This window comes from Arthrobacter sp. Dra40, from assembly GCF_059091905.1.
Genome location: NZ_JBNHHB010000105.1, coordinates 1 through 18,451, shown reverse-complemented (window position 1 = coordinate 18,451; position 18,451 = coordinate 1). Strand labels below are relative to the sequence as shown.

The 18,451-nt window shown below is 65.8% G+C and carries 21 protein-coding genes; 11 read left to right on the top strand and 10 right to left on the bottom strand.

The features are described from left to right. The coding region (locus tag AC5RWT_RS25100) for a helix-turn-helix domain-containing protein (RefSeq protein ID WP_494082561.1) at positions 1-252 on the bottom strand (252 nt) is incomplete at its 3' end. A gap of 125 nt (positions 253-377) precedes the next feature. Between AC5RWT_RS25100 and AC5RWT_RS25095 the strand changes: the two genes are divergently transcribed. Both AC5RWT_RS25095 and AC5RWT_RS25090 read left to right on the top strand, forming a co-directional pair. Further along, entirely contained in the window at positions 378-1,400 is a 1,023-nt protein-coding gene (locus AC5RWT_RS25095) for a zinc-dependent alcohol dehydrogenase family protein (RefSeq protein ID WP_494082560.1), read from the top strand. Between the two features lie 71 nt (positions 1,401-1,471). Further along, complete coding sequence (locus AC5RWT_RS25090; RefSeq protein ID WP_494082559.1) at positions 1,472-1,882, top strand: (R)-mandelonitrile lyase; 411 nt, start codon at positions 1,472-1,474, stop codon at positions 1,880-1,882. Between the two features lie 13 nt (positions 1,883-1,895). Here AC5RWT_RS25090 and AC5RWT_RS25085 read toward each other — a convergent pair whose 3' ends face one another. Genes AC5RWT_RS25085 through AC5RWT_RS25050 form a run of 8 tightly spaced genes read right to left on the bottom strand, consistent with a single transcriptional unit; the run spans position 1,896 to position 7,678 of the window. Further along, complete coding sequence (locus AC5RWT_RS25085) at positions 1,896-2,201, bottom strand: hypothetical protein (protein WP_494082558.1); 306 nt, start codon at positions 2,199-2,201, stop codon at positions 1,896-1,898. Beyond that, complete coding sequence (locus AC5RWT_RS25080; RefSeq protein ID WP_494082557.1) at positions 2,201-2,416, bottom strand: tautomerase family protein; 216 nt, start codon at positions 2,414-2,416, stop codon at positions 2,201-2,203. The genes AC5RWT_RS25085 and AC5RWT_RS25080 overlap by 1 nt, the downstream gene beginning before the upstream one ends. Before the next feature lie 9 nt (positions 2,417-2,425). Then, a complete protein-coding gene (locus AC5RWT_RS25075) occupies positions 2,426-3,907 on the bottom strand; it encodes an aldehyde dehydrogenase (RefSeq protein WP_494082556.1) in 1,482 nt (493 codons plus the stop codon). Beyond that, positions 3,900-4,652, bottom strand: a complete 753-nt coding sequence (locus tag AC5RWT_RS25070; protein ID WP_494082555.1) for an alpha/beta fold hydrolase — start codon at positions 4,650-4,652, stop codon at positions 3,900-3,902. Before AC5RWT_RS25070 ends, AC5RWT_RS25075 begins: the two co-directional genes overlap by 8 nt. A gap of 2 nt (positions 4,653-4,654) precedes the next feature. Beyond that, the gene (locus tag AC5RWT_RS25065) at positions 4,655-5,206 is read right to left on the bottom strand and encodes an amino acid synthesis family protein (protein ID WP_494082554.1); all 552 of its coding nucleotides are present in this window, start codon (positions 5,204-5,206) and stop codon (positions 4,655-4,657) included. Next, positions 5,203-5,835 (bottom strand): amino acid synthesis family protein, encoded by a 633-nt coding sequence (locus AC5RWT_RS25060; protein WP_494082553.1) that lies wholly within the window; start codon positions 5,833-5,835, stop codon positions 5,203-5,205. Before AC5RWT_RS25060 ends, AC5RWT_RS25065 begins: the two co-directional genes overlap by 4 nt. After that, entirely contained in the window at positions 5,828-6,946 is a 1,119-nt protein-coding gene (locus tag AC5RWT_RS25055; RefSeq protein WP_494082552.1) for an LLM class flavin-dependent oxidoreductase, read from the bottom strand. The genes AC5RWT_RS25060 and AC5RWT_RS25055 overlap by 8 nt, the downstream gene beginning before the upstream one ends. 45 nt (positions 6,947-6,991) lie before the next feature. Further along, positions 6,992-7,678: a GntR family transcriptional regulator gene (locus tag AC5RWT_RS25050; protein ID WP_494082551.1), complete on the bottom strand. Its 687-nt coding sequence runs from the start codon at positions 7,676-7,678 to the stop codon at positions 6,992-6,994. Between the two features lie 139 nt (positions 7,679-7,817). Here AC5RWT_RS25050 and AC5RWT_RS25045 point away from each other — a divergent pair, with 139 nt between their 5' ends. The 9 genes from AC5RWT_RS25045 to AC5RWT_RS25005 all read left to right on the top strand — a co-directional run bounded on the left by AC5RWT_RS25045 (position 7,818) and on the right by AC5RWT_RS25005 (position 16,407). Further along, positions 7,818-8,765 (top strand): flavin reductase, encoded by a 948-nt coding sequence (locus AC5RWT_RS25045; protein ID WP_494082550.1) that lies wholly within the window; start codon positions 7,818-7,820, stop codon positions 8,763-8,765. A gap of 42 nt (positions 8,766-8,807) precedes the next feature. After that, a complete protein-coding gene (locus AC5RWT_RS25040; RefSeq protein WP_494082549.1) occupies positions 8,808-10,433 on the top strand; it encodes a BCCT family transporter in 1,626 nt (541 codons plus the stop codon). Between the two features lie 169 nt (positions 10,434-10,602). Next, on the top strand, positions 10,603-10,932 hold the full coding sequence (locus AC5RWT_RS25035) for an ArsR/SmtB family transcription factor (protein WP_494082548.1): 330 nt from the start codon (positions 10,603-10,605) through the stop codon (positions 10,930-10,932). Positions 10,933-10,946: 14 nt separating this feature from the next. Further along, positions 10,947-11,444 (top strand): SRPBCC family protein, encoded by a 498-nt coding sequence (locus AC5RWT_RS25030; protein ID WP_494082547.1) that lies wholly within the window; start codon positions 10,947-10,949, stop codon positions 11,442-11,444. 129 nt (positions 11,445-11,573) lie between these two features. Beyond that, complete coding sequence (locus tag AC5RWT_RS25025; RefSeq protein ID WP_494082546.1) at positions 11,574-12,476, top strand: diacylglycerol/lipid kinase family protein; 903 nt, start codon at positions 11,574-11,576, stop codon at positions 12,474-12,476. Positions 12,477-12,684: 208 nt separating this feature from the next. Then, positions 12,685-12,849, top strand: coding sequence for a hypothetical protein (locus tag AC5RWT_RS25020; protein WP_494082545.1), 165 nt, complete (start codon positions 12,685-12,687; stop codon positions 12,847-12,849). Between the two features lie 153 nt (positions 12,850-13,002). Beyond that, positions 13,003-14,412 carry a magnesium transporter gene (gene mgtE / locus AC5RWT_RS25015; protein ID WP_494082544.1) on the top strand — a complete coding sequence of 470 codons (1,410 nt, stop codon included), beginning with the start codon at positions 13,003-13,005 and terminating at the stop codon, positions 14,410-14,412. 37 nt (positions 14,413-14,449) lie between these two features. After that, entirely contained in the window at positions 14,450-15,082 is a 633-nt protein-coding gene (locus AC5RWT_RS25010; protein ID WP_494082543.1) for a CG0192-related protein, read from the top strand. Beyond that, positions 15,079-16,407, top strand: a complete 1,329-nt coding sequence (locus AC5RWT_RS25005) for a DUF2254 domain-containing protein (protein ID WP_494082542.1) — start codon at positions 15,079-15,081, stop codon at positions 16,405-16,407. Before AC5RWT_RS25010 ends, AC5RWT_RS25005 begins: the two co-directional genes overlap by 4 nt. A 26-nt stretch (positions 16,408-16,433) precedes the next feature. Here AC5RWT_RS25005 and AC5RWT_RS25000 read toward each other — a convergent pair whose 3' ends face one another. Beyond that, the gene (locus AC5RWT_RS25000) at positions 16,434-18,395 is read right to left on the bottom strand and encodes a vWA domain-containing protein (RefSeq protein ID WP_494082541.1); all 1,962 of its coding nucleotides are present in this window, start codon (positions 18,393-18,395) and stop codon (positions 16,434-16,436) included. Positions 18,396-18,451: the final 56 nt, after the last annotated feature.

Here is an 18,451-nt window from a genome sequence, read left to right as displayed (position 1 = left end):
GTGGGCGCGTTCGGTGTCGTCGAGCCGGAGTGCCCTGGCCACCGCTTCAAGGACGGACGCCGAGGCCCCGGCGATCGCGCCGCGCTCCAGCTTGGAGTAGTACTCCACGCTGACACCCGCGAGGACCGCCACCTCGGTGCGCCGGAGCCCGGGCACGCGTCGATTCACTCCGCCGGGCAGCCCGGCCTGCTCCGGCGTAATCTTCGCCCGGCGGGACATGAGGAAATCCCGTACTTCCGCCCGATTGTCCATGTTTCTCAGGGTAAGCGAACGCGCCGTCGTGAAGGGTGCCCTGTCGGTACACCTTTAAACAGGGACTCCCGCCGGCGGGGTGGGCGCGGTTCACTGGTGAGGTATCAACGAAAGGAGCACGGCTCATGCGTGGAGTTGTGATGTATGCCCCCGGAGATGTCCGGGTCGAAGACCGTGAGAAGCCCATCGTCCTGGAGCCGACGGACGCCATCATCCGGGCCGCGGCGGTCTGCGTCTGCGGTTCCGATCTCTGGCCGTACCGCGGCATCGAGAAGCTCAACGGTCCAACGCCGATGGGGCACGAGTACGTCGGCGTGGTTGAAGAAGTGGGCGCGGATGTTCGCAACGTGGAGGTCGGCGACTTCGTGGTCGGTTCCTTCGTGGCGTCCGACAACACCTGCGAGATCTGCCAGGCGGGCTACCAGTCCCGCTGTGTGCACAACGTGATGATGGGCTCCGTCGGGACCCAGGCCGAGCTCATCCGGGTGCCCCTGGCCGACGGCACCCTTGTCCGCACCCCGGGAGTGCCGGACGCCGACCTGATTCCTTCGCTGCTGGCTGCCTCCGATGTGCTGGGCACCGGCTGGTTCGCAGCCGTGGCCGCCGAGGCCGGTCCCGGGAAGACCGTGGCCGTCGTCGGTGATGGCGCCGTTGGATTGTCCGCGATCCTGGCTGCCAAGCAATTGGGTGCCGAGCGCATTATCGCCATGTCACGCCACGCGGACCGGCAGGCCCTAACCCGCGAGTTCGGTGCCACCGACATCGTCGAAGAGCGCGGCGACGCGGGCATTGCGAAGATCAAGGAGCTCACCAACGGGCTCGGCGCCCATTCCGTCGTCGAGGCCGTCGGCACGCAGGAGTCGATGGAGCAGGCGATCGGATCCACACGTCCCGGCGGACACATCGGCTACGTGGGTGTCACCCATGACGTGAAGCTGGACGGCCTCGGCCTGTTCTTCGCCGGCGTGCACCTGCACGGCGGCCCGGCCCCGGTGCGCCGGTTCCTGCCCGAACTCATCCAGCTCATCTGGGACCGCAAGATCGAGCCCGGCAAGGTCTTCGACCTGACGCTCCCGTTGGAGGAAGCCGCGGAAGCCTACCGGGCGATGGACGAGCGGCGCGCCACCAAGGTGCTGCTGACTGTTTAGTTCGAGGCGCACGCCCCTCAGCCCGAAACACCAAGGGCCGGATGGTCCATGAAGGCAACGAAAGGAACGAGATGAGCACCCAGAAGCAACCGAAGAGCCCCACGGTCAAGGGACCCGCCGACTGGTTCACCGGCGACGTCTACTTCAACTCGTACTACGCCGGCGACCAGCCTTCCCGGGCCAGACTCAACGTCGTCCGCTTCACCCCCGGCGCCCACACCGCCTGGCACAAGCACGCCGTCGGCCAAACCCTCCATGTGACCGAAGGCGTCGGCTATGTCCAGTCCCGCGGCGAAGCCGTCATCGAAATCCGACCCGGAGACACCGTCTTCACCCCGCCAGGAGAATGGCACTGGCACGGCGCAACCGCCGGCAACTTCATGTGCCACCTAGCCCTGTGGGAAGCCCCGGAACGCGGCAGCGACGAACCCGAAACCACCTGGGGCGACAAGCTCACCGACGACGAGTATCCCGCCCAGTAGCAAGAACTGCCGTCTACTCTTCGTAGTCGATGTGCGCGCGGACGCTGTGGCCGTCGTCGCTGAGCCAGCCGCGGCTTTTCGCGAAGGCGAGCATGCCGTCGAACCCCGCGGCCCATTGCGGCGGTTGGGCGGTGCCGCTGGCCCTCAACTGTGCCACCTCCAGCCAGGCATGGCCGTTGTCGACGGCGCCCAGCCGGGCCGCTGCCAGGGCTCCCGCGACCTCGTGTTGGGCCAACCCGGGGGCGCGCACAACAAGCTCGCGCAGGTTCTCCCGATCTTTGACGGATGCGCCGTCCGACCGGCTCACTTCCACGTACATCAGGCGGGTTTTCCTTCTGTGACTGTCTGCTGGCGCTCGGCGATGGTCTGGTCAGCCTTCGACCAGTGCGTGGTGGGAACCTCCCGGATGATCACGGTGGTGTTCTCCGGCAACGCGCCCACTGACTCTTCGGCGGCGCGGTGCAGGGCGCTGACCAAGTTTCGCAGCTGCTGCGGTGAACGGCCTTCGGCGATCGAAACGTCGATCAGTGGCATGACTTCCTCCTAGCTGCGCATGACGAACGGGTCCGCCACCGGGCCCTCGTCGGTGTTGATCCAGACGCTCTTCAGCCGGGTGTACTCGTGCATGGACTCGATGCCGTGCTCTATGCCCACCCCGCTGTTCTTGAACCCCTGGCGCGGGGACATCGGGGACATCGCCCGGTAGGTGTTGACCCAAATCGTTCCGGCCTCCAGCCGCCGGCTCATCCGGTGGGCACGCGCCAGGTTCTGCGTCCAGACTCCGGCGGCCAGCCCGTACTGGGTGTCGTTAGCCAGTTGGAGCACCTCTTCTTCGGTGTCAAACGGCATGATGGCAGCCACCGGGCCGAAGATCTCCTCACGGACCACCCGCATCGAATTGTCGACGTCGGTCAGCACCGTGGGTGCGTAAAAGTAGCCCGGGAGGGCAATGTCCGGCCTGCCGCCACCGGTGAGCACGGTGGCGCCCTCGGAGACGCCCAGCTCCACGTAGGAGCCGACCTTCTCCTGCTGCGCGGCAAACGCCAACGGTCCCAGCTCGGTCTTGTCCTGCAGCGGGTCGCCGATCACGATGCTGCCGGCCCGTTCGGCAACCCGTTCCAACAGTTCGTCGTAGACAGACCGGTGCGCAAAGACCCGGCTTCCGGCGATACAGGTCTGTCCCGCGGCCGCAAAGATCCCAGCAACCACGCCCATGGCAGCATTGGCCACATTGACGTCCTCGAACACGATGTTCGGGCTCTTGCCGCCAAGCTCCAAGGTGGTGCCGATGAACCGGGACGCGGCAGACGCGGCGATCGTGGACCCGGTGGCGGTGGAACCGGTGAAGGAAATCTTGGCGATCCCCGGGTGGCTCACCAGCGCCGCGCCGGCTTCCGCGCCCATTCCGGTGACCACGTTGACCACGCCGTCCGGGAAACCGGCTTCGGCGGCCAGCTCTGCCAGCCGCAGGACGGTCCGCGAGGTGTATTCGGAGGGCTTGATGACGATGGTATTGCCGGCGGCCAGCGCCGGGGCGAGCTTCGACGTCGTGAGGGTCAGCGGCGAATTCCACGGTGTGATGGCCCCGACCACGCCGAGCGGTTCGCGCTGGGTGTAGTTGAGGACCGCCGGGTTGGTGGTGGGGATCTGGCTGCCCTGCACCTTGTCCGCCAGACCTGCGTAGTAATAGAAGTACTCCGGCAGCGTGGCCAGCTGCCCGCGCATCTCGCGCAGCAGCTTGCCGTTGTCCTCGGTTTCCATCCGGGCCAGTTCCTCGGCGTTTTCACCCACCAGGTCGCCGAGTCGGCGCAGCAGGTGGCCGCGCTTGGTCTGGCTCAGGTCCCGCCAGAGCGGGTTCTCGAACGTCGCCCGTGCAGCCGCGACAGCGCGGTCCACGTCGGCCTTGCCGCCGCGGGCGGCGGAGTACAGGACCTCAAGCGTGGCCGGATTGGTGCTCTCGAAGTAGGCGCCCTCGGCGGGTGCGCTCCAGCCGCCGTCGATGAAGTGGTCGTAATTCCTAGTCATGGGTATCGTGACTCGATTCGTTGAGGAAGTCGATGATGAGGCGCGCCAGGTCGTCGGGACGCTGCACCGGCAGCATGTGCCGTGTTCCGGGGACGACGGCGGTGCGCGCCCCCGGGATGGCCTCGCCGAGGCGGAGGGTCATCTCCGGGGTGGAACCCGGGTCCTGGTCCCCAGTGACGGCGAGCGACGGCACCGCAATGCCACCCAGTTCCGCACCAATTTCCGCGTCGGCGGTGGCGAAGACCCGGTAGGCGTGCAGATACGAGTGGTGGTCGTTGGCCAGCAGGGTCCGGCGGATACCGTCCACGATCGCGCTGTCGGTGCCGGAACCGGCCGGGAACCAGCGTTCAATCGAGGCCTGGACGCTGCCCGGGAAGTCTGCCGCGGCATTTTCCAGCCGGGAGGCGACCGAGGCCGCCTCCCGCGGGGTCCGCCGGCACACCGAGCTGACACTGACCAGGCTGGCCACCAGCTCGGGACGGAACCGGGCGAGATGCTGCGCCACCAGCGCGCCCAGGGAGAATCCCACCAGGTGCGACCGCCCCGGCAAGCGTGATGCAACGTCGTCGGCCAAATCAGCAAGGGAAACCGGCTGCTCCAACTGCGGTTGTGCGCCATGGCCGGGCAGGTCCAAGGCCAGCACGGACCGTCCGGTGGACTCGTCGAGCCGCTCGCCCAGCTGCGCCCACATGGAGCGGTCCAGTCCGACGCCGTGCAGCAGGACGATCGGCAGGTTCGTCTCCACGGTTACTGTTCGGTGGCCAGGGGTGCCAGCCGCTGCTGCGGGCGGCCCTGGGAGGCAGCCGCCAGCGCGATCACGATTTCGCCCGGGTGGGGGGCATCGGCGAGTCGGACCTCGATGCTCTGGTGGTGCGAGCGGATGGTCGCGTCCGTGACATGTTTCAGCGGGATGTCGAAAGTAACCCCGACCGGGCCGCGCTTTTCCACGGCCGGCAGCAGGGTGGTGGCACTGGCGGCATTGCGGAAGTGGTCGCCGAACTTGAGCGTGTGAATCAAGGCGGAGCCGTGCTCGATTTCGCCTTCCAGGCCCACTATGGCCGCCTTGCCGTACGCTTCCACGGTGCCGCCGAGGGCCTTAACCACGCGCGGGGCAAGCAGCTCGCCCACCTTAGAGGCGACCTCCTCGATGCCGGAGGAAAGGTCTTCGACAAAGCCCTGGCCGTGCCAAGGATTGTCGATGACCGCGGCAACGACTGCTACCCGGGCGTTGGGTTCGACCGGCCGGCCGCCTTCGGTCAGGGTTTCTTCGGTCAGGGTGACGATCTTGCGGACGTTCATGCGGTGACTCCTTCGAGAATGCGGGATGTGACGGCGGCGTCGGTGCTGCGGTCACCGATTCTGGCGTGCGGGCGCGGGCCGGTGGATGCTGCGGCAACAACGACAATCTCGTCCGGCCGGGGGCCGTCCGAGATCCGCGCGCTGATGGTTTGGTAGTGGCTGCGGGTCGCCGCCTGGGTTTTGTGCCACATGGGCACCACCAGCGGCTCACCGGCGTCGGCACGATCATCGGCGAAGCAGATGATGGACGTGCCTTCCAGGAACTCCCGGACCAGATTGCCGAAATACGGAGTATGGATCAGCGCGCCGGCATGTTCGATCTCGCCCGACGTTCCGACGATCGCGGCCTTGCCGAAGGCCTCAATACGGTCCACGCCGCCGAGTCCGGCAATCAGCCGGTCGGTCAACAACCGTGCGACCGTCGGTGCAATCATCCTGGACGCAGGTGCCAGATCGGTCTCGGCTGAGGTTCCGATCCACGGGTTGGCGATCACCGCAGCGGCTGTCGCCCGGAACACCGGAACGGAGGCCAACGCACCGTTTTCCTGCAGGACTTCTTCCTGGTAGTAGACAATCTTGCGGATGCCGGCATGTGCGCCCAAGGCAGCCGGAGCAGTGCTGTTAGTCAAAATGAGGCTTCACTTTCTCGGAGAACAGCTCCAGGCTGCGCATCGCCTTGTGGTGCTCCAGCCCCGGGTGGGTGGTCCAAAGCATCATGTGCTCCAAGCCGACTTCGCGCTGCAGTTCCTGGATCTTCTCGGTGACGTACTCCGGTGTGCCCACCAGCATGTTGCGGTCCATCAGCATGTCGAAATCGAGCGTGTGGGCGTCGGTGAGCTCTTCGCCCTCTTCCATCAGGTTGGAGAGGCCGCGCCAGTGGGTGATCCAGCGGTAGGTGTTCATGACAGCTTCCTCGAACTCTTCCCGGGCCTGTTCCATGGTGTCGGCAACGTAAACGTCGCGGACCAGGGCGATGCCCTCGCCCAGCGGTACGTCGCGGCCACTGGCTTGGGCGGCATGTTCGCGGTACAACTCGAACCGGCCCTTGAGTGCGGAGACCGGCGGCAGCCAGAAGATGCCCTGCACCCCGTTCTGGGCGGCACCAATGATGGACCGCGGCGTGTCGATGACCTGCCACAGCGGCAGTTTTGCCTGCAACGGTCGGGGCGTCACGGCCATCTTGGTGATGACGCCGTCCTCGGTGTACTCGGGGGTGGCGGGGGAGAGCGGGTGGTTCCACTTCACGCCAGGGGCCGGGAACTCATAGAACTCGCCCTTGTGGCTGAAGAAGTCGTTGTACCAGGCCTTTTCGAGGATCTCCATGGTCTCGGCGAACAACGCCCGGTTCTTCTCTTGGTCGCGGGGATCGGCTGCCGCATTCAGGTTGAGTGCCTCGCGTCCGTACAGTCCGCGGCCGACCCCGACCTCGAGCCGGCCATCGGAGAGCTGGTCCAGCAGTGCCAGGTCCTCGGCCAGCCGCAGCGGATGCCAGAACGTCACAATGGAGGCAGCTTGGCCAATGCGGATCTTCGAGGTACGGGCGGCAATGTCCACGCCCATCAGGATGGGATTCGGCGTCAACTCCTGGCCCTCGTGGCCGAAGTGGTGCTCGGTATACCAGGTGGACCAGAAGCCGTACTTCTCGGCGGCCACCGCATACTCGCGGGCATCCTTCATGTGCTGGTTGTAGTTGCCAAGATCGCCGGGGGCGCCGAGGCCGTGGAAGATGGAAAAGCGCATGGTGTGTCCTTTCAAAGGGCTCAGATGGCCGGATGGTTGGGGGAATCAGTCGTTTCGGGTCCGCGAGTCGGTCAGGACTTCGCGGGAGGATGCGTAGACGTGGTTGCGCATGGCCGCTTCGGCGCCGAAGTGGTCCTTGTCCTTGATCATTGCCAGCACCGTGCGGTGCTCGGAGGTCGAGGCACTGATCCGGCCCGGATGCCCGGCGGTGCGCAGGACCAAGCGGTGGTAGGCCAGTTGGTTCATCAACCGGCCGTAGTGCTCGGCGAGTTTGTTGTTGTCGGCGCCCAGAATGATGGTCTGGTGGAACTCGTGCACGAGCGCCGCGTAGCGCTCGGCGTCGCCGGCAGCTGCCGCTTCATCCGATTCATCCAGGTTTCGTTCCAGGGTGGCGATCTCGCTGACCGGGCCACGGCGCGCCAGGAGGCCGGCGGCCAGCCCTTCGAGGCTCTCCTTCAGCTGGAACAATTCGACAATCTCGCGCCGGGTGGGCTCCCGCACGAACGTTCCGACTTTTGGCCGGATCTCCACGAGGCCCTCGTGTTGCAGTTGTTTGAGCGCTTCGCGGATCGGCGTGCGGCTCACCTCGAACTCCTGGGCGAGGAAAACCTCGGACACCGGAGCGCCCGGGGGGAAGTCGCCGCCCAAGATCAGCGCTCTGACCCGGTCGAGGAGCGGCAACTCTTGAACGGGAAAAGTAAGGTCCCGGTCGGTGATGACAGTCTCTTGCATGCATCAGAGATTATGTTGCATACATGAGCCCGTCAAGATTGCGGCCAAAAATGCCGAGAATCCGGAGCTCCGTTCGTAATTTGACGGCTTTTGAGAATGTTGTTGACTCTTTCTGGTGATCTACATTACGCTCACTGCCATGCAACAGACTTTTGACAGCGCAGTGACCAGCGCGTGGGCAGCGGCGTGGGACCGCGGCGAAGTTGAGGCGCTCGAAGCGCTCGCAACGCCGGACTACATCAGGATCAGCAAAGGCAGCGGCAAGAGCATGGACCTCGGCCAGCTGCAGGCGGATATCCGGGAAGTCCGGCGGGCTTTCCCCGATCTGGCCACCACCGTGGACGCAGTAGTGGTCGATGGCGACACCGCCGCCATCTTCTGGACCTCGACGGGAACGCACAGCGCGGCCTTTATGGGCGTCCCGCCCACCGGACGCCGGGTGCAGACCCGCGGCTCCAACTTCGTGACGATGGAAGGCGGCCGGATCAAGCAGGAAACGGTCACTTGGGACAGCAGTGAGCTACTGGGATCGCTCGGCATCCGGCACTTGGGCGACGCGCTCGCGGAGGCGGGCACCGGCGTCGTTGTTGATTCGCTCTCCGGGGAGCCGGACCCGGAGATCATGAAGACGTTCAACCGGCAGTTTGTCACCGGCGTGACCGTGGTGACGACGACCGAGGGGGACACCCCCAAGGGGCTCGCCGTGAACGCCTACGCCTCCGTTTCACTGGAACCCCCGCTGGTGATGGTCTGCATCCAGAAGACCTCGTCCACCTACCCGGCACTTTTTGCCTCCACCCATCTAGGCATCAACATTCTCAGCAACCAGCAGCAGGGCACCGTTTCCACGTTCGCGTCCAAGGCGGCGGACAAATTCGCCAAGATCGACTGGCACGCCGGCCCCAACGGCTCCCCGCTGCTGGATGGGTCCTCGGCCGCGCTGGAGGCCGAGATCCGGGAACGTTTCCAAGCCAAGACGCACACCGTCTTCATCTGCCGCGTGCGGCACGCCGAAGTCAGCGACGCCGCGCCCATGGTCTACCAGGCCGGCCGCTTCTACGACAGCGAAGGTCTTTCCCCGCTGTAACGGCAACTGCCCGCAGCTTGCTCCCGAGATTCGGAGATTTCCATGGTTCAACAATTAGCCAACTCGTCCACCGGAGCGCCACGCGATCCGCTGCCGGACGGCCTCCATGCCGACCGAAAGCCGGGCACGGTTTTCTGGGCATCGCTGGCACTGATTGCAGCGTTCGTCCTCTGGGCCGCAGTGTCGCCGGACAGCCTGGGCGCGGCCATGACCGCGAGCATGGACTGGGTCGCGCGGTCGGTGGGCTGGAGCTATCTCCTGGTGACGCTGTTGTGCATCGGGCTCATGCTCTACCTGGCTTTCAGCCGCTTCGGCGGGATCCGTCTGGGATCAAACACCGACCGGCCGGAGCACAGCACGTGGGCTTGGCTGGCCATGATCCTGTCCGCCGTGATGGGCATCGGCCTGATCAGCTATGGAGTGGCCGAACCCATTTCGCATTTCATGGCGCCCCCGCACGCGTTGGCCGAGCCGGAAACCATGCAGGCCGCCGTCCGAGCGATGCAGTTCAGCTTCTTCGACTGGGGGCCGCATGCCTGGGCCGTGTTCGGGATCTTCGGCCTGGCCATCGGGTACTCCACCCACCGCAAAAAGCGTCCCGGTCTCGTCTCGCCCATGCTTCGGCCCATCTTCGGCAAAGCCGTGGACGGCTGGTTCGGCAAGCTGATCGACGTATTCGCCATCATTGCCACGCTCTTCGGCACGACGACGTCCTTGGGTCTGGGTGCTTCACAAATTGCCGAGGGCATGGACCGGGTCTTCGGGCTGCCATCCGGCCTGGCTATGCAGATCCTCATCATCGCGGTGGTGACCGTGCTGTTCACGCTTTCCGCATTATCCGGGGTGAACCGCGGGATCAAGTACATCAGCCAAGTGACCATGTCGCTGTCGGTCCTGCTGGCCCTCTTCGTGCTGATCACCGGTCCGACCAACTTCATCTCCAACCTGTTCTTCCGCTCGGTTGGTACGTACTTCAACGACTTCCTTGAGGCGAGCCTCATAACCCCGAGTACGCCCGAGGACATGCAGTGGATGCAGTGGTGGACCTACTTCATGATGGCTTGGTGGCTCAGCTGGGGTGCCTTCGTGGGAGTCTTCCTGGCCAAGATCTCCCGGGGCCGAACCATCAGGCAATTCGTCGCCGGCGTGCTGGGCGTGCCGAGTGTAGTCTTCTTCGCCTGGTTCACCATCTTCGGCGGCACCGCCATCAACATGGACATGAACGGTGCCAACATCGGCGAGGCAACGAACGAGAACATCAATTCGGCGTTCTTCGCGATGCTGGAAGGCCTGCCACTGGTAACAATCACTTCCGTCGTCACCGTGATCTTGGTGGCACTGTTCTTCATCTCCGGGGCCGACGCCAACACCTTCGTGCTCAGCATGCTCTCTTCCAAGGGGACGCTCGAGCCAAGCAAGCCGGTTCTCGGCATCTGGGGCGGGCTCACCGGCATGTGTGCGGTGCTGCTGCTCCTTGTCGGGGGGCTGGCCGCCCTCCAACAGGCTGCGATGCTCTCGGCGCTGCCGTTCACGATCATCGTTGCGCTCCTGGGCGTTTCGCTCATCATCGAACTGCGAAAGGACCCGGAATTCCAGCAGCCCGTCCTGGCTCGGCCGTCTGAGGAGCGGCCGCTGGCCGCTGACGCGGAAGCGCGTCCGCTGGACTGACGACGTCTTGGCCTGACACCTACTGGCCCGGGGCAGCGATGCTGCCCCGGGCTGTTTAGTTGGGTCGTTGACGCAGCCAAGAGCGTGGCGCCGGCAGGACTCCCTGAGCCGCCCCCTGATAGAAACCCACCCTTGACCCCGCGGCCGCTCAGGACTAACCTGCAACCAAATGGTTGTAGATCAAGTCAGTGACCTCGAGTTGGACCGCCTGTTCCAGGCGCTCGCCGATGCCACCCGCCGCGACATTGTGGCCCGGGTGCTCACCGGGGAGTTCTCGGTGTCGAGGCTGGCAGCGGGGTACCAGATGAGTTTCGCCGCGGTGCAGAAACATGTCGCGGTCTTGGAGCGGGCTTCTTTGGTGGTTAAGGAGAAGCACGGAAGGGAGCAGATGGTGCGGCCTCATCCTGACGGAGTGCGAAGAGCGCGTCGCCTGCTCGACGACTATGAATTGCTCTGGCGCCAACGCGTTGACCGGATTCAGGGCATTCTCGCTGAATAGGAAGGCACACGATCATGCCGGTTATCGACACCAAGCAGGACCTGGACGGTTTGAAGTTCACCATCGTGGCGGAGTTTGACGCACCGTTGGAGCGCGTGTGGCAGATCTGGGAAGATCCGCGCCAGTTGGAACGCTGGTGGGGCCCGCCGGAGTGGCCTGCCACCTTCGAGAAACACGAGTTCACCCCCGGCGGGAGGGCCAATTACTACATGACCGGGCCGGACGGCGAGACAGCCGGCGGCTGGTGGAAATTCACCGCGATAGAAGCTCCCCACCGGCTGGCGTTTGAGGACGGGTTTGCCGACGACGACGGCGAGCCCGTGCCGGACATGGGCACCACCTACGCCACGGTGACACTGGAATCCATCGGCGGCCGCACCCGGATGACCACCGAGTCGAGGTTCGAATCCGCGGAGCAGCTGGGGAAGATGCTCGAGATGGGGATGGTCGAGGGCATGCAGGGGGCCATGGGCCAGATCGACGCCATCCTCGCCGAACCCGCAGCCGTTTGACACGGTCGCGGACAGGCATAAGGAGACTGCGCGTGCGCCTGCAGTGTCTGCCCGCCAGCCAGGCTCGCATCCCGTCGCTCGGCCAATGACCCGCGACTCGGCGGCCTTCGTGGTTGCATACTGGAGTGCATGAAGGAAACCACTCGGACCTTTGCAGAGATTGTCATCATCTACAATCCCAACAGCACCGGGGATGCACCGAAGCTCGCAGAGCAGTTCCGCGATGAGCTGCGAGGTCAGCTTTCCTACCGGCCGGACATCGAACTGCAACCGACCGGCCATGCCGGCCACGCGGTCATGCTGGCCCGCGACGCGGCGGCCAAAACCCGTGACGTGCTCATAGTGTCGGTTAGCGGCGACGGCGGGTATAACGAAGTCGTCAACGGGGTTATGCAAAGTGGTAACCCGGACGCCGTGTGCGCCGTCATGGCGGCAGGGAATGCGAACGACCACCGGCGGACCACTGGCACGATGCCGCTAGCGGAAGCCGTCGCCTTGGGACGAACGAGGCATATCGACTTGCTGCGCATCCACACGGGCCAAGGACCGGACGCCCCGGGGGAATATGCGCACTCCTACGTCGGATTCGGCCTGACGCCGGTGATGGCCATCGACCTGGAAAAGGGGAGCAAGGGCGCGCTCAAGGAGATGTTCTCCGTGGTGCGAACGTTCTCAAAGTTTCAGCCGTTCGAAATCCGCCAAAGCGACGGAAAACGCCGGAAGTTCGACAGCATCGTCTTCGCCAACATAGCCGAGATGGCGAAGTACGCCACGCTCAGCGAGGCCGACGACAACCTTTCGGATGGAAAATTCGAAGTCGTCATTTTCCCCCACATGTCCAAGTGGCGCGTACTGCTGAAGGCGCTGCGCGCCACTACCCAAGGGCTGGGGGACCAGCCAAGCGTGAGCAGCTACGAGTTCACCACGCTTAAGCCCCTGCCATACCAGGTCGACGGCGAGGTGAAATCCGTCGACGCCGGGACTTTCGTCAGGGTCGAGAGCGCCCCGGCCGCCCTGCCGATTCTCGGATGAGCGCATATGGATCGCCGCTGCTGCCTCTATAAGCGGCCCGCCGGAGTAGGCGCCGCAGTGCCCGTTGGGCGGCGACGACCGCCCGGTGGCAGGTTAGGATCCACCATGGATGACCGGATCACCCTGCGTTTCCTGGCGTCGCCGACCGATGTTTCGGAGGCCGGGACGCGACCCGCGCGGCGGGGAATGGCGGCCCACCACCCAGTGCATGACCATCTTTGTCAGCAGGAACGACGCCGGCTACGCGGCCCAGGTGCCGCAGTTGGTGCTGTGCACCGAGGAGGACCTCCGGCTCGATGAGCACGCCAAGGACCTGATGCGTCGGCGGGCCGAACTTCCGCCCGTGCAGTTCGCCGTCGAGCGGACGTACTAGCACGCGCCTCAGTCGAAACCGGCCCCTGCCGGAAGCATCCATCCCCGGCAAAGCTGCGCCATCGCGGGTGCGGGGTTGTGACCTTTTCGGCCGCCCCGGCACCGGTACAGCTTCCGGGATAGTGTAGCCAAGCGGAGAAGCAAGGAGAGGCACATGACGAGCAAGGAGAAGGGGAGCCCGGGGCTGCCCCAGCAAGCACAAACACGTCATGGTGCAGAGCAGGATAAGCCGAAGAAGCGCTTTGACCAGCTATCCCAGGCCCAGATCCTCAATGAGGGCCTCGATGTGCAGCTTAGCGGCGCAGCATCCGGGGATGAAGAGGCGGTCCGTCAGCTGCGTCGGCTCAGCCGCCGACGCCGCGCGGTAGCCTTCCGGCTGCTGCCGAAGGACCAGGCGGTGCGGGTCTTTGAGCGGCTGGACCCCGCGCTGCAGGCCGACCTGTTGGACGGACTGCAGGATGCGCAGGTGGCCGCTTTCTTCGACCGGCTTGCGCCTGATGACCGGGTTACTCTGATCGACGAAGTGCCTGCGAGCGTGGCACACAAGCTAATGCGCGGTTTGACGGAGGAGCAGCGGGACCTGACCTCCGTGGTCTTGGGGTATCCGCGGGGTTCGATCGGCCGCCGGATGAGCCCGGAGTTCATTTCAACTACTCCGGACCTGACCGTCGGCCAGACGCTGGAACGGCTGCACCGGCGGCTAATTGACGCGGAAACCGTGTACGTGCTTCCGGTCACGGACGCTGGGAAGCGGCTGGTGGGATTGGTCAGCCTCCGGCGGCTGCTCGCCGCGGAACCGGACACCAGGGTGGACGCCATCATGGGCGACGCCTACTGCCAAACGGCCACAACACCCGAGGAAGATGCGGCGCGCCTGTGCACGGGCCGCAAACTGCTGGCCCTCCCCATCGTGGACAGTGAGCGGCGGGTTGTCGGGATCCTCACGGTGGACGACGCGCTGCGCATCTTGGAAGACGCAGAGACCGAGGACCAGTCACGCATCAGCGGCAGCGAGCCGCTGCGCCGTCCCTACCTGTCCACGCCGATTTTCAGGATTGTCAGGTCCCGCGCAGTGTGGCTGCTGGTGCTGGCGGTCGGGGCTACCCTGACTGTCAGCGTGCTGGAAGTCTTCGAAGCCACCATTGCCCAGATGGTGGTGCTGTCTCTCTTCGTGCCGCTGCTCATCGGCACCGGCGGAAACACCGGCAACCAGGCGGCCACTACCGTGACGCGGGCTCTCGCACTCAAAGAGGTCACAACCGGCGACCTGCTGAAGGTACTCGGCAAAGAGGTGCGCGTAGGCGCAACGCTGGGGCTGCTGATCGGGGCGCTTGGGTTTATCGTCGCGGCGGCGTTCTACGGGCTCGCTATCGGACTGGTCATGGGCGTATCGCTGCTGGCCATCTGCACCATGGCGGCAGCGGTTGGGGGCTTGATGCCGATGCTTGCGCGGTTCCTCAAGGTTGACCCGGCGGTTTTCTCCAACCCGTTCATTTCTACCTTCGTCGACGCCGCCGGGTTGCTGGTGTACTTCCTGATTGCCCGCGCCGTCCTGGGGATCTGACAAGACGCCCGCCAGCAGGAGGCCGTAGGGTACTGGCATGGCCATCATTTACGACGCAGTGCTCAATCCCTCCAAACAGGATCTCCTGAAGACGTGGTTGCCGGAGCAGTCCTGGTTCCAGGAACTAGGAGTTGACGCCGCCAATCTGGAGCACCTTGGTGCCTTCCGCTTCGACGACCCGGCCGACGAGGTTGGCATGGAAACGCACCTGGTCCGGGCCGGGACGGGACCGGTGCTGCACCTCCCGCTGACCTACCGGGGTGCGCCGCTGCCCGGCGCCGAGCAATTCCTGGCCGGGACCATGGACCACTCCGTGCTCGGCGAACGCTGGATCTACGATGCCTGCGCCGACCCGGTGTACGCCACGGCGCTGGCCACCGTCATCATCCAGGGCGGCTCCGGTGCCGAGCAGTTCCTGGACGTGGACGGAAAGCTCGAACCGTTGACCGGGGCCATCCCGGTCCGCGGCAGCGGCGGTCCCGGCGGCATCGTCCCCGCCACGACGACGGCGGTGCCCACCACCGAGGGCAGCGTCACCACCATCGACGCAAACCCGCTGACGCTGACCGTCTACCGCGCTCCCGGTTCCCAGGAACGGCCGGCCACCGCCCTGACGCTGACCTGCGCGCTGCCGGGCCAGCCGCCGCTGATCCTCGCTTCCGCTTGGTGAATCGAGCCCACGGGCAGGACTGGGGCCTGCGCGTTGCCGCCTTCCGCTACCGCTTTAAGGAGAGCCTCTTTCTCTTCCCGGCGGTGGTGATGCTGGCCGGCATCGCGCTGGCCATCGGGGCCTCCGCCGTCGACAACGCCCTGGGCCATCATGCCGATGTGCCGCTCACGCTGGCGATGAGCAGCAACGCCGCCACCTGGCTGCTGTCCACCGTCGCGGGAGCGATGATCACCACGGTCGGCGTCGTCTTCTCGCTCACCGTGGTGAGCCTGCAGCTGGCCAGCGACCAATTCTCGCCGCGCGTGATGCGCTCGTTTATCCGCGACCGGCTGAGCCAGGCAGTCATTGGCCTGCTCGTTGCCACATTCTTCTACTGCGTCCTCATCCTGCCGAGCCTGAGCGGGGAACCCACCGAGCCGGCACCGCGCGTATCCCTGACCATCGCCGTCGTCCTCACCCTGGTGACGGTGGTGGGGATCATCGTCCATCTGGACCATCTCGCCCGGGGGCTGCAGGTCGGCAACGTTGCGCGGGTCATCGCGGCCGAGGGCCGAACCGTCGTTGCCGCCCTCGACCGTGTGCCGGCCGGCCTGCAGCGCGTGGACCCCGAGCACTTCCATGTCCCCGAGGAGGCCGCCGTCATCCACTCCCCGGCCAGCGGATGGATCAGCCAGGTGGATACCGGCCAGCTGCTGAGAGCAGTCCCTGCCGGAACCACGGTGCGGATGGAAACGCGCGTGGGCGCCTATATCCATGCGGGTGAAGCGATGGTCACGGCCTGGCCGCCACCGCCGCAGCGCAGCCGGGAAAAGCTCGCCGGCGCCATCGAAGTGGCGGACGCGCGGACCATGCTGCAGGACGTCGACTTCGCCATCCGGCAACTCGTTGACATAGGTCTGCGGGCCCTGAGCCCGGCCGTCAACGATCCCACGACCGCGGTGGAGGTCATCCTGAGACTGGGCAGCCTTCTGCGGAGGGTCCTGACCGCCCCGCTGGCTCCGGAAGCGCTGAAGGACGACGCCGACCGGGTACTCGTGCAGCCCTGGAACCTGGATCACGACGAGTACGTCGACCATGCCTTCGACCAGCTCCGCCAAACCTGCCTGAACCAGCCGGAGGTGGTCGCCGCGCTCCTGCGGGTCCTCCGCATGCTCATCGCCCACGTGCGCGCGGAGGGCCACCCCGAGCACGCGGCGGCATTGCACCGGCAGATGCGGCTACTCCTCGAGGCAGTGCGGGACCAGCCGGGGCTGCACCCAGAGGATCTCCGGCGCCTCGAGTCGCTGTCCTCGGACGCGACGGACCCCGCCGACCACAGCCGGTAGCTCACGGCTGCTCCCGCCTTCTCCGGCTACGGCTGCCGGGAGGCGCGCCTCTTGCGCAGGACGACGGCAGCGGCCACGCCGGCGGCGATCACCAAAGCCGAGCCGATGCCCCAGGTGAGGGCCGGGACCGGAGCCGAGCCTTCGCCGTCGTCCGCCACCGCCACGATGGTCCGCGTCCCCGCCTGGTTGTCGGCCGGTTCGGCCACCGCGGATTCGGTGGCGGCAGGAGCATCAGGTTCGGCCTGCCCGGGGCCGGGCTCGACGTCGCCAACCAAATCCATGGTTAGGGTGTAGGGGATCTCCGTTTCCTTCGCGTCCTCGAAGTACAGCGGATCCACGGCAACCTGGACGTAGTAGTCACCGGCCAGGTACAGGGTGCGGACGTCGTAGGTTCCCTCGGTGGCGTTGCGGTAACGCACCGGCGAGGAGAAGTTTGCTGCGACCAGCGTCCCCGGCCCGCCCATCTTGGTCATGCCGTAGGCGCCGGTTGAAGTGCCGTCGGTGATGGTCACCGGCTGGCGCAGCGGATTGGCGATGCCGACCTGCAGGTAGGACGGGTTGAAGGTGTCCTTTTCGTAGTCGCCGAGCTGGGCGACGGCGCGCAGCTGCTGCCCGTAGTCCACCGGCACCCTGTAGAAGTGCACTTCGCCCGGAATCAGGGTGGCCGTGTAGCTGCCAGGGGCCAGTTCCGGGGCGGAGTTGAAGCTGTTGCCCGGAGCGGTCTCCTGCGGCTTGGTGCCCGGTTTCAGCAGGTCGAGCTTGGTCACGGCGTCGTAGCCGGCCGGCAGTCCGGTGGTATCGGCCTCGGGCTCGGCGAGGAAAAGCAGCTCCATCGGCAGCGGGTCTTCCTTCCAGCCCGGGCCGCTGCGGGTCACGCTGACCACCAGGTCGCCGCCGTCGGCTGGCTCCAGGCACTCCTTGTCGCCGCTGCCCATGGCCGGCGTGGAGAGCACCGCGGTGACCGGGCCGTCGGAGAGCCGGGCTTCATCGCGGGCTTCGCGGACCGAGGTCAGGCATTCCTTCCCGTCCGGGCCGAGGACCTCCAGCTCCAGGCTGCTGTAGGTGGACATGCTGCCGGACCGGATGGGCATCACCATTGAGGCGCTGACGTGCAGGCGCTCGCCGTCGTCCAGTTGCACCTTGTAGAACTTGCGCGTGCCGCCGTTGTAAATCTTGTTGCTGCCGGCGGCGAAGGTGTCCAGGTACTGGCCGGTGGACACCTCCACCGCACCGGCCGCGCTCTTGCCGCCGGTCACCGGAATGCCGGCGAAGTCGTAGGGGTTCAGGGCGCGGACGGTCTTGATCACCATCTGCTCGCGCAACGTGTCCGCGTTGTCCGCGTCGGCGTAGGTGCCGCCGGAGGCCTTGGCAATGCATTCAAGTTCCTTGCGCGCCTGCGCGTCCACCTTGAACCCGATGGTGTGCATGGCCAGGTCCACGCCGTCCTTGGCCAGATCCTTTGCCACTTCGCACGGCGGCGGCGGCGAGCAGGTGTCGATGCCGTCGGACACCAGCACGATGCTGCGGGGACCGTCGTCGGGAAGCTCCGCTGCGGCCCGGCGCAGTGCCTCTCCCACTGGGGTGTAGCCGGCGGCCTTGATCGAGTCGATCTGATCCACAAGTTTCCCGGGATCCGCGGCGCCCAGCTCGGACAGCACTGTCACGTCCTTGCAGCCCTCGGCCCGGGACTCCGGGGAACTGTCCGTGTTGGTGCCGTAGACCATCAGGCCCAGCTGTGATTTCGCCGGCAGGGTTTCCACCAGCTCCGAGGCCGCGGCCTTGGCGGCGTCCATCCGGAGCGTGCCCTTGGCATCGGCGTCCGGGTTGAGCATGGAGCCGGAAGCGTCCAGGATCAGCATCACCGGCACCGCCTCTTCGGATCCCGTGGCGGGAGCCTGCGGGACGGGCACCTGCTGTGGCAGGAACAGGGTCAGCGCGGCGGCAAGGCCCAGCGCACCCGTCAAGACCCCGACGCTAACATTCATCATGACCCGAATTCTCCTCGATGAAACGTTATTTCAGACGACTATATCCAGCTTCCTGC

What these genes read in the sequence shown, in the direction of transcription:
- AC5RWT_RS25095 (WP_494082560.1), top strand. Translation starts at nt 378, where the DNA reads ATGCGTGGAGTTGTGATGTATGCCCCCGGAGATGTCCGGGTCGAAGAC.
- AC5RWT_RS25090 (WP_494082559.1), top strand. Translation starts at nt 1,472, where the DNA reads ATGAGCACCCAGAAGCAACCGAAGAGCCCCACGGTCAAGGGACCCGCC.
- AC5RWT_RS25085 (WP_494082558.1), bottom strand. Translation starts at nt 2,201, where the DNA reads ATGTACGTGGAAGTGAGCCGGTCGGACGGCGCATCCGTCAAAGATCGG.
- AC5RWT_RS25080 (WP_494082557.1), bottom strand. Translation starts at nt 2,416, where the DNA reads ATGCCACTGATCGACGTTTCGATCGCCGAAGGCCGTTCACCGCAGCAG.
- AC5RWT_RS25075 (WP_494082556.1), bottom strand. Translation starts at nt 3,907, where the DNA reads ATGACTAGGAATTACGACCACTTCATCGACGGCGGCTGGAGCGCACCC.
- AC5RWT_RS25065 (WP_494082554.1), bottom strand. Translation starts at nt 5,206, where the DNA reads ATGAACGTCCGCAAGATCGTCACCCTGACCGAAGAAACCCTGACCGAA.
- AC5RWT_RS25055 (WP_494082552.1), bottom strand. Translation starts at nt 6,946, where the DNA reads ATGCGCTTTTCCATCTTCCACGGCCTCGGCGCCCCCGGCGATCTTGGC.
- AC5RWT_RS25050 (WP_494082551.1), bottom strand. Translation starts at nt 7,678, where the DNA reads ATGCAAGAGACTGTCATCACCGACCGGGACCTTACTTTTCCCGTTCAA.
- AC5RWT_RS25045 (WP_494082550.1), top strand. Translation starts at nt 7,818, where the DNA reads ATGCAACAGACTTTTGACAGCGCAGTGACCAGCGCGTGGGCAGCGGCG.
- AC5RWT_RS25040 (WP_494082549.1), top strand. Translation starts at nt 8,808, where the DNA reads ATGGTTCAACAATTAGCCAACTCGTCCACCGGAGCGCCACGCGATCCG.
- AC5RWT_RS25035 (WP_494082548.1), top strand. Translation starts at nt 10,603, where the DNA reads ATGGTTGTAGATCAAGTCAGTGACCTCGAGTTGGACCGCCTGTTCCAG.
- AC5RWT_RS25030 (WP_494082547.1), top strand. Translation starts at nt 10,947, where the DNA reads ATGCCGGTTATCGACACCAAGCAGGACCTGGACGGTTTGAAGTTCACC.
- AC5RWT_RS25025 (WP_494082546.1), top strand. Translation starts at nt 11,574, where the DNA reads ATGAAGGAAACCACTCGGACCTTTGCAGAGATTGTCATCATCTACAAT.
- AC5RWT_RS25020 (WP_494082545.1), top strand. Translation starts at nt 12,685, where the DNA reads ATGACCATCTTTGTCAGCAGGAACGACGCCGGCTACGCGGCCCAGGTG.
- mgtE (WP_494082544.1), top strand. Translation starts at nt 13,003, where the DNA reads ATGACGAGCAAGGAGAAGGGGAGCCCGGGGCTGCCCCAGCAAGCACAA.
- AC5RWT_RS25010 (WP_494082543.1), top strand. Translation starts at nt 14,450, where the DNA reads ATGGCCATCATTTACGACGCAGTGCTCAATCCCTCCAAACAGGATCTC.
- AC5RWT_RS25000 (WP_494082541.1), bottom strand. Translation starts at nt 18,395, where the DNA reads ATGATGAATGTTAGCGTCGGGGTCTTGACGGGTGCGCTGGGCCTTGCC.